The organism is Arcticibacter sp., from assembly GCF_045629565.1.
GTDB lineage: Bacteria > Bacteroidota > Bacteroidia > Sphingobacteriales > Sphingobacteriaceae > Arcticibacter.
Genome location: NZ_JAZQRL010000124.1, coordinates 1 through 13174, shown reverse-complemented (window position 1 = coordinate 13174; position 13174 = coordinate 1). Strand labels below are relative to the sequence as shown.

Below are 13174 nucleotides of genomic sequence, written 5' to 3'. Positions count from 1 at the left end.
GATCACTACGCCAAGACCAACACGTGCGGAAGTTAATGACGTGGCGAACTCGGTATTGGATGGTGCAGATGCAGTGATGTTAAGTGGAGAGACTTCTGTTGGAGAGTTTCCATTAATCGTTATTGAAACCATGCAGAAGATCATTCAAAACATTGAGACCAATAACTACCCGTTCCATCCACAAAAGTTCTTGAGATCGAGTGAGGAAAGCTTTTTAAGTGATGCCATCTGTGATACAGCGGCTAATTTATCTAAACAGACCAATGCTGTAGGTATTGTGTCCATGACCGTTAGTGGTTATACTGCTTTTGAAATCTCTAGTCACCGTCCGAAAGCTTTAACTTACATCTTTACAAGCAACCTTAATTTGTTGAATACGCTAAGTTTAGTTTGGGGTGTACAAGGATTTTATTACGATAAGTTCGAAAGTACAGACGAGACGATCCTTGATGTAAACAGCTTGTTGAAAGACATGAAGTTGATCAAAAAAGGTGATATCGTGATCAACACTGCTGCGATTCCAATGGAACGTAAAGGAAAAACCAATATGGTTAAAATCACAGTGATCGATTAGTATAGCTCAGGATTCAAAAATTTTTATACTTTTGCAATCCTGAAAAGGAGAGGTGTCCGAGTGGTTGAAGGAGCACGCCTGGAAAGTGTGTATACCTCAAAAGGGTATCGAGGGTTCGAATCCCTCTCTCTCCGCAGATGTAATATATTGAAAGCCTTTAGTGTTAAGCTAAAGGCTTTCTTGTTTACATCTTAGCGTGAATGATTACTCCTCATTGATAACACTCCACCTTATGTCCTAAAAAATTTAGCAGATTAGCTTATAACCCGTACCTCGTATACTCATCAATTGTACGCTGGGTTCTTCTTTAAGCATTTTGCGTATATGCGACATAAAAACGTCCATGCTGCGTGCATTGTAAAAGCTGTCGTCACCCCAGATGTTAAGCAGCGGAACCTGCCTTGGTAATAAAGTATTGCGATGTTGCAACAGCAACTCCAGTAAAGCGGTTTCCTTGTAGGACAATGTATGTGTCGCCAGAGAGGTGATCAGTACCTGGCTTACCGTGTCCAATACACAGGCTCCAAACACCAGCCGTGATGTGGATTGATCTTCCTGAGCAGTCGGTGTTCCAAATCGAGCAAGCAAGGATTCCATCCGCACCAATAGTTCGCCCATGTTAAACGGCTTTTTCAGGTAGTCGTTGCCGCCGCTTTTGAAACCCTTAATGATATCATCCGGCATTGATTTAGCACTCAGAAAAATGATCGGTATTCCACTGTTTAACTTTCGTATGTCCTCTGCCAGTGTATAGCCGTCCTTGGCCGGCATCATGATATCGAGCACGCAGATGTCCGGCGGATTGAATTGAAAAATTTCAAAAGCCTGCTGTCCGTCTACAGCGACCTCCACCTGGTATCCGCTGTTGGTCAGTCCGTCACTGATAATCTGCGCCAGGGTAGGCTCATCCTCTGCATATAAAACTTTATACTTCATGGTACGCTGGTAAGTCGATCGTAAAGTTACTGCCTTTTCCCGTTTTACTGCGCAGCTGGATTTTGCCGCCGTGTTTCTCAATGATCTGCCTGACGTAGTAAAGACCAAGGCCTGACCCTTTTACATTGTGGATGTCGGGATGATCAGGTACCCGAAAGAAACGTTCAAAAATCCGCTCCTTGTAGATTTTTGCGATGCCTGGTCCATTATCTTCAATGCTTATCTGCACATTGTCTTGGTTAAAGTTGCAGGATACGGTAATCACTGCATTGCTGCCGCTATACTTCAAAGCATTATCAATGAGGTTGTAAAATACATTTGTGAGGTGTACCGGATCACCGTCTACAAAGCAGGGTTCTGTGGAACGTATGTAGTTTATTGTCGTTCCCTTTTGTCCATTGCGCAACTGCATAGAAGTGACAACGCTTTGCAACCCCTGTTGTACATCGTAAAGTTCGGGACGCAGTTTTACTTGCCCGTTATCCAGCTGGTCCAGATTGAGCACTTTGTCGATCATCAGGTTTAAGCGTTGTAACTCTGATTTACTGATCTCTATGTAGTTGTCGAGTTTGACAGGATCGCGTGAAAGCTGGTAGCGCGTTATGGCATCGAGTGCCGCTTCAATAACTGCTACCGGCGTTTTCAATTCATGTGTCATATTGCCTGTAAAAGCCATCCTGGCCTGTGTGTATAAACGTTGGGTACGCATGACCCTGAACAGGAAGATAAAGGCTAGTCCGGTTAACAGCAGCATTAGCAACGATGAGGTCAGATAGTAGCGCATGCGGTAGAATACGAGCCCGTTGATGGATGGCACCACCAGTTGATAATTACGAAAAAAGAAGTTGAGGTTGTACGCATATATGTCGCTGCGGTAGTCGGCCTGCTGTGCTGCTTTCCAGAGCTCCGGTGATTCCGGTTTGCCAGTGTCAAAACTGTACAAAAGGTAGTAGGTTTCAACATCTAGCTGGTTCCGCTGACATTCGCGTTTGACCAGGCTGTCCATACGCTTCAGATCTCGGCGATCGGCAGCCATTGCGGATGCCATTGTTTCCCCTTCATCTAGTACGCGGACAACCCTGGCAGGGCGGCGTGGCTTGGGTTTTCCGTTCGCAACTCTTAAACTGATGTCTATGATTGTGCTATCCTTATCAATATGTGAACTGTACCTGCTGGCTACACGTTGCGCGCGCATGGCGGTAAACGCCTGCTTAAATTGCACCCATTGAGGTGAAAGGAAAAAATTACGGAAGTTTTCGCTCCCTTCATGCCCATTCACCGCACTGAGGTAGTCATTCATGCGGGCGGCATTGTTGACAGCCTGCTCCAGATCTCGTTTTACCTGCACCTGCTGCACGCGGAACAATTGGCTGAGCCAACCCGCCTGCAGACCTACGCTGGCCAGGATGGCCAGCGCTACCAAGGGATACGCGTATTTATTAGACATCCATTTCATGATACGAATTTGGTGATAATAAAGCATTGCTGATGCAGCTGCCCATCGATTTAACCTTGTTTAACATTGATTAACGAGCCATAACATAGGCTTAAAGTAGGTTTGCGGTATGAAAAATATCTTTTTATTCCTCATCGTACTTTTTCCCTGCTTTGCACAGGCACAGTCAAGATTGTCGGGCAAGGTTAAAGACAGCGCAGGTCATCCGCTGGATGCGGTGACCATCACCCTGAAGCGTGACGACAAACAAATTGCCTCGGCCTTTGCTGACCTGGGGAACTTTACGCTCAGTTATAATGACGCTGGTACTTACGTTGTTTCGGCAAGCCTGGTTGGTTATGAACCGGTACAAGCAAGTGTGCAATTGCCTGGTGACAGCCTTGTGCTGGTAATGCAGGCGGACAGCAAAGGGCTTGAGGAAGTAACCGTTACATTCAAACGCCCAATAATAGAGCGCAAGGTGGACCGGATTACGTTCAATGTAGAGAACAGCATTCTGGCATCTGGCGGCAGTGCCTGGGAAGCGTTGGCCAAGGCGCCCGGCCTGCAAGTAAACGGTAGCAATCATCTTACCGCCAATCGGAAAGGCGTTCAGGTGTACATGGATGGCAAACCGCTGAATCTTTCTGGCGATGACCTGGCTGCCTATCTTCAGGGGCTCCCGTCTGACCTGGTTTCGCAGATCGAGGTATTTTCAAATCCACCGGCTAAGTTTGAAGCGGAAGGCACGTCGGTGGTTAACATCATCACCAAAAAAGCAAAGAAGCAGGGGTTTAATGCCACGCTGAATAGCGGGCTTACGCAGGGCCTATACACCGGGTATAACGCGAGTACAACTTTTAACTACAGGAAAGATAAACTGAACGTTTATGGCAGCTACGGCTTCACACACCGTCATACCTTCCAGGATCACGATGTGTCGATAGATTATGGCGATTCTTTCTGGAGCAGTCCCAATCGTAGTGTTTCGCAGTCCGACAACCACAATTACCGTTTGGGTGCCGACTTTCAGCTTGCCCCCAATCAGGTTCTAGGGTTTCTGGTTACGGGAAGTAACCGCGCCGGCAACAATGATGGGCAGACGCTGACACAGGTAACCAATAGACAAATGGCGCTGGATTCCACCTTAAGGACGGACAATTATTCCTCGAATTCAAGTAATCAGTATGCCTATAACCTCAATTACAACCTGAAGCTGGACTCGGGTAAACGAAGCCTGAACATCGATGTCGATTACTCGCCCTACCAAAGTGAGATCAGTGCTTATGCAGACAATCTGACCTTCTTGTCTGACGGACAGCAAACACCCAGTCGGTTTCACATCTATACGCCCAGCGCACAGCATATCGATATCTATTCGGGAAAAGCGGACTATACGTACCAGTTGTTTGGGAAATGGGATCTGAGCTCCGGCATCAAATACAGCAGTACGCAGAGCCGGAACGATTTTGATTATTTCAACCGTGAAGGATCTTCAGTAACTGCCGTTCCGGAGAATTCCAATCATTTTATTTACACGGAAAGAACCGCTGCCGCGTATACCAGCGTTAGCAGCACCTTTGGGAAATGGACTTTACAAGGCGGGCTGCGCGGCGAATACACCCAAACCAAGGGCAATTCCCTGACGCTAAATTCCGTGAATGCGCGTAAATATTTTAAGCTGTTCCCAACCGCATTCATTCAGTATAAGGTGGATGATGATAATGAAATGCAGCTAAATTACGCTTACCGTATTGAGCGCCCGGAATATAACCGCTTAAACCCGGCCAAGCGATTCTCCTCCCCGTATAATGTTTATGTTGGGAATCCGGCTTTACAACCTGCATTCGTACAGAATGTAGAGTTCAGTTACACCTACAAACAGGACTATAATGTTACGGCCTATTACAGTGCGACGCAGGATCTGTTTTCGAACATCAATGTGCAGGATAATGAAACAAAAATTTACTCCGGAACCCATGCCAACTTGGGATCGAGCGTGAGTACGGGGATTCGTTTATCTTCCTCGTTTCATCCGTCTGGGTGGTGGGATATGAACGTAATTGCCGAAGGATACTGGCAGCAGGAAAAGTCGGCCTTCCTGACGAGCAGTTATGATTTCCACTTAATATCCTATAATGCTTCATTGAACCAAACTTTCACGATTGATGCAAAATCGGCTTTAAAAGCAGAGATCAGTGGAACGTTGACAGGGCCGGGCATTCAGGGTATTTACCGGGTGGATCACAGCTCTACTGTAGATGCCGGCATTAAGACCAATGTTTTACACGGTTTGGGTACGCTGCGGTTGGCTGTGAACGATATCTTTAACACCAAAAGCAATTACATTCGAATTAATTATCTGGATCAGCACAGTAGCTTCTTTCATCAAGTAGAAAGCCGGAATGTGGCGTTGAGCTTTTCCTATCGCTTCGGTAAGAATGTAGCCGCTTCGAGGAGCAGGAGCACAGCCAGTGAGGAGGAGCGCAAGCGCGCACAATAGCGAAGAATCATCTATGATCTATTGAGTCTCGCGGGAGAAAGTCAGGGAAGCCAGATCTTATTTGCTGAAATCTGCTTCTTCATGGCTCTCCTCGCAGGTTAGACCTGGCAACGTATAGCAAATTCATCAATTAATCCTTTCTGTTTCTTCGTTTTTAATACAACAATCGGTATCAATTAACTTAAGTTAAAAAATGGGGTGGGGATACCAGCGACATTTGTATCAAATAATTTATTTGATATGAAAATTCTACAATACAAAAACATGGCAAGGCCATTATTCTTCTCGCTTATGCTGGCTGTTGTCTGTATGCTGGCGTTTACCGGCTGCGATAAAGACGACAACAATTACCCCTCCACCTCGAAAACTTTTGTACTGGTTCATGGTGCTTTTCAGGCACCGTACGCCTGGCAGTTCGTGAAGACGAAATTAGAAGCAGCAGGACAAAAAGTTGTGGTTGTTGAACTGCCTGGCCACGGCAAGGATCATACCCCGCCCGAAACGATCAGTATCAATACCTACCGGGACAAAGTGGTCTCTGCGATTACAGCCATAAAGGGTCCCGTGGTGCTAGTTGGTCACAGTCTTGGCGGTGCGATCATCACCGCAGTAGCGGATACTATTCCAGACCATATAGAAAAACTGGTTTACCTGGCCGGCTTCGTTCCAGCGAATGGCCAGTCTATTTTTGACCTGACTTCAATGGATCCCAATTCACAATTCGGCCCGGCTTTGATCCCTTCAGCTAATGGCTTTACTGTCGCCATTCCCAATGATAAAGTCATGCAGGTTTTCGCTCAGGATGGAAATGAACAGGTGATACAGTTGCTCATTGAAAACAACAGGCCTGAGCCTATCGCCGCCCAGGCAGATAAGATTCATTTGAAAAATCCAGGCTTTGCCTCGGTACCAAAATATTACATCTACACCAACCAGGACCATGCAATCACCATTAATTTGCAAAAGAAGATGGTCGCAACTGCAGGCATCAAGAATGTTTTTGCTGTTGAGTCAGGCCACTGTCCGATGCTTACCAAGCCGGAGGAGGTGACTGGATTTCTTTTACAGATCATTAAATAAAGCAACTTATAAATTTTAAAAATAGCATCATGAAAGTAGTCTCAAGAACAATTTATGATTCGTCGTGATCCATATTCTACAGGTGAATAAGCAGTTGTTTCCATAATGATGATGGCAAAGACGAACGGTTCATTAAGTACGCCTGGCTGCTGGAATGATAAGTTGATTATGTATTTCGGCGAGGCCGATGCCTTGAAAAAAGGGCTGCCGACCGTAGAATACCTTGCCGATCAGCTCCATATTTCGCCGCACTATCTTAGCGACATGCTGCGGTCACTGACTGGCCGAAGCGCACAGCAGCATATACATGACAGGCTGGTAGAACAAGCGAAGGAATACCTAAGCACCACCAGCTTGGCGGATGCGGAGATCGCTTACCAGCTGGACTTTGACTATCCGCAATCATTCAATAAGCTGTTTAAAAAGCGAACGAACGTCTCACCATTGGCATTCAGACGTTCGTTTAATTGATTAGCCGCCCGGTAAATTAAGCGCCAGGATTCAACTTGTTGAAGTGCTCCAATGTTGTCGCACTATTGATCTTCGTCTGTTCAGCGCTTAGGGTGTAGCTAATTTCCATTTGCCCCGCTCTTAGTTGCTCAAATACGGACTCGATGAATTCACTTACTTGCGGTGCATCGTCATGTAAGCCCTTACCACCCAAGTCGGTATTTAGTTTCGGAGGAATGATCTCAATCACCTCAATGCCGACATCCTTTAACTGATGTCTTAGTGAAAGTGTGAACGAGCGGAAGAAGGCCTTTGTTGCACTGTAAACGGGCACTTTGATTAATGGCACAAATGCAAGCCCCGAGGTCACGTTTATTATCGTTCTCAGTGATTTAAGCTGTAGAAAGAGCTTAGTAAGATGGAGCGGCGCAAGAACATTAATACCGACTTCCTGTGTTGCCCGTTCAAAAAAATCCCCGTCCGTAACCTTCATACAGTTCTGAATGCCAGCATTGTTCATCAGGACATTCAGATCGCCGTGATCTTCCGCCACCCAATTATACAAGGCGGTCCTTTCGGCTTCCACTTCCAGGTCACACTGACGTGTAATTACACCTGGATATTTCCTGGCAACATCATCAAGTACCTCCTGTCGTCTGCCGCAGATGATCACAGAATTGTTCTCTTTGAGGAATTGTGCGGTTAAGCCGAGGCCAATACCGCTTGCACCGCCGGTGATCAGGATCTTGTTGTTCGATATATTCATAAGGTTAGTTGTTAATATTCAGACAAGTTTCCTTGTATATTTAATAATCTGTCGACTTTGTTAGCGCTTCCTGCTGCTTATAGCTCTCAGACAGCAGATCCAGTTTGGCAAATGCCCTCGAAAACGCATCGCTACCCAAAAGCAGATATAATGGTGGTTCTGCCATTTCAGCGAGTTCGATCATCACCTTCGCAGCCTTTTCGGGATTGCCAGCCTGGTTACCACTCATTTTTGCGTACCGCTCATGTGAGGCACGAATGCCGGCGTATGCATCTATCTTCTTTTCAGACAGAACCAGGGAATCTGCCTTCAGGAAATTCGTACGGAATGCCCCCGGAGCAATCACTGTCGCTTTAATGCCTAAAGCTTTTACGTCCTCCGCTAGCACTTCCGTCAGGCCAATCACCGCATGCTTGGTCGCGCCGTAAACCGACCAGCCGGTCGCCGGAGCGATGCCCGCAATGGAAGAAATATTGATGATGTGACCTGAGCCTTGTTTACGCATGATCGGCAGCACATGACGAATGACATTGAGCATACCAAATACATTGATCTCAAAACTATCACGCGTTTCCTTGTCGGTCAGTTCTTCAATACTGCCCCCAATACCATAACCGGCGTTATTCACGACGACGTCTATCCTGCCGAACTTCTCATGGGTTTGTTGTATGGCAGCAGCAACATGCCCATCGCTGCCCAGTTCTACCGCTAACGGCAAAAATGCATCGCCTTCAAAATCTACCGCATTGATCAAGCTTGTCGTATTGCGGGAGGTCGCCGCCACCTTATGGCCTGCCTGTAATAATTTTTTCGCTAAAGTTAGCCCAAGGCCTTTTGAGGCGCCTGTAATAAGCCATACTTTCTTGTTTTCCATATCATTCATTTTGATAGGACAAAGGTATAGCCTGCAGAAGCCTGGAGTTTACGCGAATCAAACGGATACTATCGATATTCAATCAAGCCGGATTGAAGTTGGCGTAACTTTGGTTTTCTTTTTGAAAAAGTAGGAGAAATGCGAAGGCTGTGAAAACCCGAGGCTATAACTGATCTCCGACACACTCCAAGTGGTGTGTCTCAATAAAGCGGTAGCTTCGGCCGCCACCCGCTCGGCAATATGTGCGGTAGTTGTTTTTCCTGTTGTAAGCCGCACGGCGCGGTTAAGATGGTTTACATGCAGTGCGAGCTTTTCCGCAAAATCACTTGCAGACCGAATCATAATACATTGTTCAGGAGATTCAATCGGAAACTGACGTTCAAGTAAATCCGTGAATATAGAAGTAATACGTGCGTTGGTATCTGGGTGATGATAAAGCTGTTCATTTGGTTCCATTTTCATCGCGAAATGAATCAGTTCGGATACCTGGTTGCGTAGCAGATCAAACTTAAAGCGATAATCCGAATTCATCTCTGTCAGCATTTTCTCAAACAGGGTCGTTACTTCCTGGTCCTGACTTTCGTTCAATTGAAATACAGGCCTTGCCCCAGGTGCAAATACGGACAGATCGTGAATTCCGTTTCGAAGCGCTTCTGAGTAAAACGATTCCTTAAAGACGCAAAAGAACCCGGTTGCCTGCTCGTCTAGTCGCTCGAACCTGTAAGGTAATGCCGGATTGAAGAAAAGGAGTGTACTGCCTTCCAACGAAATACTCTTGTCGGCATAGTGACACCGGTGCTTTCCGCGTATAAGCATGATCTTGTAAAAATCATAACGTGTATAAGGCGCAGGCACGCTCCGGCTATCGGTTAAACGAAAAACGTTAAAATCGCCGGCACCATTCTGTGACAGCAGTGGAGTTTTATCGAATTTGCGTGCATAAAATGCTTCAAGACTTTCTGTTACCGGCATAAGCAAATTTAATAATTATGAGCCATTATTGGTTATTGAAGAAATATGTGCGTGAGGTTAGCAAATTACTTTATTGATTTCCATCTTACCGTTCTCTAAAAACTGCATAATATCCTTTACCGGCAGATGATCGCCCAAATACTGGTTATAATAGGCGCATCGAATATAGCCATCTTCATCGATTAGGAAATCACCACCCATTGTATCGCTTCGGCCCTCCGGATCGAACGTGTCTTTAAATTTTCGGCGTCCTTCTGCGCCTTTGGCAAATGCACCCTTGTACATGGAATACAGTAATTTTAGACTGCTTTGCTCAATCTCATATAACGAATAGAGATCGTAGGTCGGGTTTGGGACCATCCGTGCGTAAAACGACTCATCCCGGTTGTAACGCTGCAGATTTTCGGTGCTGCTTTCATAAACAGCAAGCACTATTAGGCCCATTTCTCGAAAGTAGCTGTCTAACTCCTGGAGTTCAAGAAAACGAAGATTCGTGAATGGGCAACCGACATGCCTGTAGAAGGTGAGCAGGATCTTTTTTCCTTTTAACGCACTGATGCAGATGGAATTTCCTAAAATGTCTTTCACCTGAAAGTCAGGAGCCGATTGGTTTTCTCTTATGCGCATGGTAATCGTTCTTGTTATAGCTATACAAAGATCTTTTCTAAAATTATGTCACATTTTAACTTAAGTTAAAAATTTTATTGAGTGGTAATACCGTACTTTGAACTGGTTGACGTTATCATTGTAACGGATTTATATTTAAGCTAAAACATCCTGTCATGAGTGAAAAAGAGGAAATATTATCTACATATCTGCGAAACTTCGCTGCACTAACAGAAGACGATATTACTGAAAGCCGGGCATGTTGGAAGCCACGTAAGATTGCCAAGGGAGACTTTTTCAATATGCAAAGTATGGTCTGTAACGATCTCGGCCTGGTCGTGAAAGGAATATTTCGTATTTACTACAGTGATCCCGAAACTAACGAAGAAAAAAACCTTTTCTTCTTTTCAGAAAACCAGTTCGTCGTTTCTTTTAGAAGCTTCATTTCTCAGAATCCTTGCTGGTATTTTATTGAGGCAATGGAAGATTCAGAGGTCATTTTCATTTCCTACAAGGATCTCAATGGCCTATATGAAAGAAATCTGAACTGGGGGAAGTTCGGCCGGTTGCTAGCGGAAACATTTTTTGCTTATGCACAATCCCGAACAGAGGAATTTCTGTTCTTTTCTCACGAGAAAAGATTCTTAAGGTTATTGGAGGAACATCCGAATATCGTGGAGCGAATCCCGGCTTATCATATATCTTCCTTCCTGGGCATCACCAATCCATCACTTAGCCGGATCAGGAAAAGATTAAAGGATAATCAGCTACATTGATCCGAATGGGATAAATTGCCAGTATTGTAGGCTTTTTACCGGTCAGATCCAGACAAATCCGGTCATCACCTCTCGCCGACTAGGGTTCTTCTATGCTATCAAATACTTTCGGATTCTAGTCTAAAAGAAAATGGAAATATGATGCTCAGAATAACTTGGCTACGACTTATAAAATATACCGTCCACAGAGCTACCTGCCCTGCACCTCCTTCGCACCTCGTTTCACAAAACCGAACCGAGGTGCATATGAGGTCGGGTCCCGCACCGGACACCAATGCCAATCACAATAAGATCTGGTTAAGGTACAGAAGAGCTACACCACAAATAAATTCTGGAAGGCATCAACTAATCATGACTTCTAATAAGCCTAACACCTTCCAGTATTGTAAGAATGGCAACCCTCGTTTATCTGTGCTTTACCTAATTTTTAACCCGCCGCTCTTCACTGTCAGAACTTTTCGACCGTTCACGTACAGATTTGATCTGGTTACTACCAAAACGGTAAGAAAGCCCTATTCGGAAAATTTGTGTTTCATATTTTTGGTAGATCCGGTAGTCCTGCCCGGGAATTACACTTTTGATCCGTTCTCTATAGGTGTTGAACAAATCGTTAGCCGCAAGTGAGATGGTCAACTTCTTGTCCGCAAAATTCTTTTTAATGCCCAGGTCTGTGCTATACATGGGCCTGATAAAATAAGTTCCATGCACGTTTGCCGAACGGTAATTGAAAGATAAGTCGGCCGTAGTGGAGGTGCATATGTTAAAAGTCTGATTAATATTAAAATTGTATGCTGTTTTTCCACTTTCAAAAGGAAAGCCCATCAGGTTCGGCGTGCTGAACTTGTTTTTCGAAACATTCAGGCTGTTATTCATCGACCACCATTCACTTATTTTCAACGGAAAGCTCAGGCTCATGTAAACGACCTCCTGTTTGGCGAGATTCTGTTCCCCCACAATCAGCGTTTTGTCCTCGGCATTAAGTACCGTTACTTCTGTAATCGCATCGTTGGTTAAACTATGGCCCAGCGTAATATATAGCTTACTTTTATAAACATAAGATAATTCGGACACATTGGTAAACTGCGGCTTTAGGTAAGGGTTCCCTCTGGAAAAAGTATAGAGATCAATGTTGTATACAAATGGATTTAGGGTTACGTAGTTTGGGCGATCGATCCTTCTGGAATAAGATAATCCGACATTGTGGTCCTCAGATAGCTTTTTCCTTAAAAAGATCGTCGGAAACAAATTGATATAGTCCCGCTTAACTACCTCATTTAAAGTAATGGAGTTCCCTTTTGAGTTCGTTTGTTCAGCACGTAAACCTAATTGTATTTCCACTATTTTCAGTTTCAACTGCAAATTGAGATAAGCAGCATTGATGTTTTCTGTGTATTGAAACTGATTACTTCTGTTTGGGTCATTTTCCCAACTGTTTTCATTAAAATTTTCAAACACAATATCATTTTCGGTTTTAACATAACTGCTTTTTATTCCAGCTGATAATTTAGAAACAGCGCTTATTGGATAGGTATAATCTGCTTTTGCAGACAGAATGTTAACCTTTACAGGCGCATTACTCCTAAAGACCAGAGGCGATTTATATTCATTGCCTGCCGGATCCAGAAAATGATTGTCGTAACCGTTTTGGATGCTGTTGTCATACGACGCATAGTCTAGATCAATATTCAGGTCCTGACCTAAAGTGTCGATCGTCGACTTATAATTCAGGTTATAAGCAGCATAATTGTAGCTCCGGTGAGTGGGGTTGTCTGCGGTAACCAAAGAATCCAGCCCAATCCCATCACTACTGATCCGCGTGTAATTAACGGTTCGGTCATCTCCAGAATTGTTGTGGCCATTAAATTGAAAACCAATAACATTATTGTCGTTGATATAATAATCCAATCCGGCTTTATAATAATGGTTCCTATCGTCTATGTCAGCTTCTGTCTGTTGGTCAAAAAAGGTGTTACCCGTGTTGGAAGGACTCACACGGTTTATGTTGAGTTCCCGAAGCCGATTATTGTAGTTCAGGTAAAAATCTCCATAGACGTTTATTTTATTCGCCCTAAATTTAAGTTAGCACCAGCACTCGATTTGAAATTCTTGCCGTACCCTGCTGCAAGGTTAACATTGCCGTTAAGTCGGAGGCCAAGCGGTCTTAGGAAGACAATGGGTCTTACCAACTCCTCTGGTCTCAGA

The 13174-nt window shown here is 44.6% G+C and carries 12 protein-coding genes and 1 tRNA gene; 6 read left to right on the top strand and 7 right to left on the bottom strand.

Annotation, left to right across the window (positions count from 1 at the left end; translation table 11 throughout):
* Positions 1–574: pyruvate kinase (locus ACKI5J_RS16865; protein ID WP_407430658.1), on the top strand; the 574-nt coding region annotated here is incomplete at its 5' end.
* Positions 575–620: 46 nt separating this feature from the next.
* Positions 621–708 (top strand) — tRNA-Ser (locus ACKI5J_RS16860).
* 112 nt (positions 709–820) lie between these two features.
* On the opposite strand, the gene ACKI5J_RS16855 is transcribed toward ACKI5J_RS16860, so the two are convergent.
* Positions 821–1510 carry a response regulator transcription factor gene (locus tag ACKI5J_RS16855; RefSeq protein WP_407430657.1) on the bottom strand — a complete coding sequence of 230 codons (690 nt, stop codon included), beginning with the start codon at positions 1508–1510 and terminating at the stop codon, positions 821–823.
* A complete protein-coding gene (locus ACKI5J_RS16850) occupies positions 1500–2957 on the bottom strand; it encodes a sensor histidine kinase (RefSeq protein ID WP_407430656.1) in 1458 nt (485 codons plus the stop codon). Before ACKI5J_RS16850 ends, ACKI5J_RS16855 begins: the two co-directional genes overlap by 11 nt.
* Positions 2958–3075: 118 nt before the next feature.
* On the opposite strand from ACKI5J_RS16850, the gene ACKI5J_RS16845 reads away from it, so the two are divergent.
* From ACKI5J_RS16845 to ACKI5J_RS16835, 3 genes are all read left to right on the top strand, one after another.
* Complete coding sequence (locus ACKI5J_RS16845) at positions 3076–5448, top strand: TonB-dependent receptor domain-containing protein (protein ID WP_407430655.1); 2373 nt, start codon at positions 3076–3078, stop codon at positions 5446–5448.
* Between the two features lie 240 nt (positions 5449–5688).
* A complete protein-coding gene (locus ACKI5J_RS16840; protein ID WP_407430654.1) occupies positions 5689–6528 on the top strand; it encodes an alpha/beta fold hydrolase in 840 nt (279 codons plus the stop codon).
* A gap of 111 nt (positions 6529–6639) precedes the next feature.
* Positions 6640–6999, top strand: a complete 360-nt coding sequence (locus ACKI5J_RS16835) for a helix-turn-helix domain-containing protein (RefSeq protein ID WP_407430653.1) — start codon at positions 6640–6642, stop codon at positions 6997–6999.
* Positions 7000–7015: 16 nt separating this feature from the next.
* On the opposite strand, the gene ACKI5J_RS16830 is transcribed toward ACKI5J_RS16835, so the two are convergent.
* The 4 genes from ACKI5J_RS16830 to ACKI5J_RS16815 form a co-directional block, all read right to left on the bottom strand.
* Positions 7016–7744: an SDR family oxidoreductase gene (locus tag ACKI5J_RS16830; RefSeq protein WP_407430652.1), complete on the bottom strand. Its 729-nt coding sequence runs from the start codon at positions 7742–7744 to the stop codon at positions 7016–7018.
* A 40-nt stretch (positions 7745–7784) separates the two neighbouring features.
* Positions 7785–8618, bottom strand: a complete 834-nt coding sequence (locus ACKI5J_RS16825) for an SDR family NAD(P)-dependent oxidoreductase (RefSeq protein ID WP_407430651.1) — start codon at positions 8616–8618, stop codon at positions 7785–7787.
* A 78-nt stretch (positions 8619–8696) separates the two neighbouring features.
* On the bottom strand, positions 8697–9590 hold the full coding sequence (locus ACKI5J_RS16820) for a helix-turn-helix domain-containing protein (RefSeq protein WP_407430650.1): 894 nt from the start codon (positions 9588–9590) through the stop codon (positions 8697–8699).
* A 57-nt stretch (positions 9591–9647) separates the two neighbouring features.
* A complete protein-coding gene (locus ACKI5J_RS16815) occupies positions 9648–10217 on the bottom strand; it encodes a redoxin domain-containing protein (RefSeq protein ID WP_407430649.1) in 570 nt (189 codons plus the stop codon).
* 155 nt (positions 10218–10372) lie between these two features.
* Here ACKI5J_RS16815 and ACKI5J_RS16810 point away from each other — a divergent pair, with 155 nt between their 5' ends.
* Positions 10373–10972 (top strand): Crp/Fnr family transcriptional regulator, encoded by a 600-nt coding sequence (locus ACKI5J_RS16810; protein ID WP_407430648.1) that lies wholly within the window; start codon positions 10373–10375, stop codon positions 10970–10972.
* A gap of 420 nt (positions 10973–11392) precedes the next feature.
* Here the strand turns inward: ACKI5J_RS16810 and ACKI5J_RS16805 are convergent, their stop codons facing one another.
* Positions 11393–12964: an outer membrane beta-barrel family protein gene (locus ACKI5J_RS16805; RefSeq protein WP_407430647.1), complete on the bottom strand. Its 1572-nt coding sequence runs from the start codon at positions 12962–12964 to the stop codon at positions 11393–11395.
* Between the last annotated feature and the right edge of the window lie 210 nt (positions 12965–13174).

Bases quoted from the DNA above. Each gene is read 5' to 3' on its own strand.
- ACKI5J_RS16820 (WP_407430650.1), bottom strand. From the start codon at position 9,590: ATGCCGGTAACAGAAAGTCTTGAAGCATTTTATGCACGCAAATTCGAT.
- ACKI5J_RS16855 (WP_407430657.1), bottom strand. From the start codon at position 1,510: ATGAAGTATAAAGTTTTATATGCAGAGGATGAGCCTACCCTGGCGCAG.
- ACKI5J_RS16815 (WP_407430649.1), bottom strand. From the start codon at position 10,217: ATGCGCATAAGAGAAAACCAATCGGCTCCTGACTTTCAGGTGAAAGAC.
- ACKI5J_RS16845 (WP_407430655.1), top strand. From the start codon at position 3,076: ATGAAAAATATCTTTTTATTCCTCATCGTACTTTTTCCCTGCTTTGCA.
- ACKI5J_RS16840 (WP_407430654.1), top strand. From the start codon at position 5,689: ATGAAAATTCTACAATACAAAAACATGGCAAGGCCATTATTCTTCTCG.
- ACKI5J_RS16825 (WP_407430651.1), bottom strand. From the start codon at position 8,618: ATGGAAAACAAGAAAGTATGGCTTATTACAGGCGCCTCAAAAGGCCTT.
- ACKI5J_RS16850 (WP_407430656.1), bottom strand. From the start codon at position 2,957: ATGTCTAATAAATACGCGTATCCCTTGGTAGCGCTGGCCATCCTGGCC.
- ACKI5J_RS16810 (WP_407430648.1), top strand. From the start codon at position 10,373: ATGAGTGAAAAAGAGGAAATATTATCTACATATCTGCGAAACTTCGCT.
- ACKI5J_RS16835 (WP_407430653.1), top strand. From the start codon at position 6,640: ATGGCAAAGACGAACGGTTCATTAAGTACGCCTGGCTGCTGGAATGAT.
- ACKI5J_RS16830 (WP_407430652.1), bottom strand. From the start codon at position 7,744: ATGAATATATCGAACAACAAGATCCTGATCACCGGCGGTGCAAGCGGT.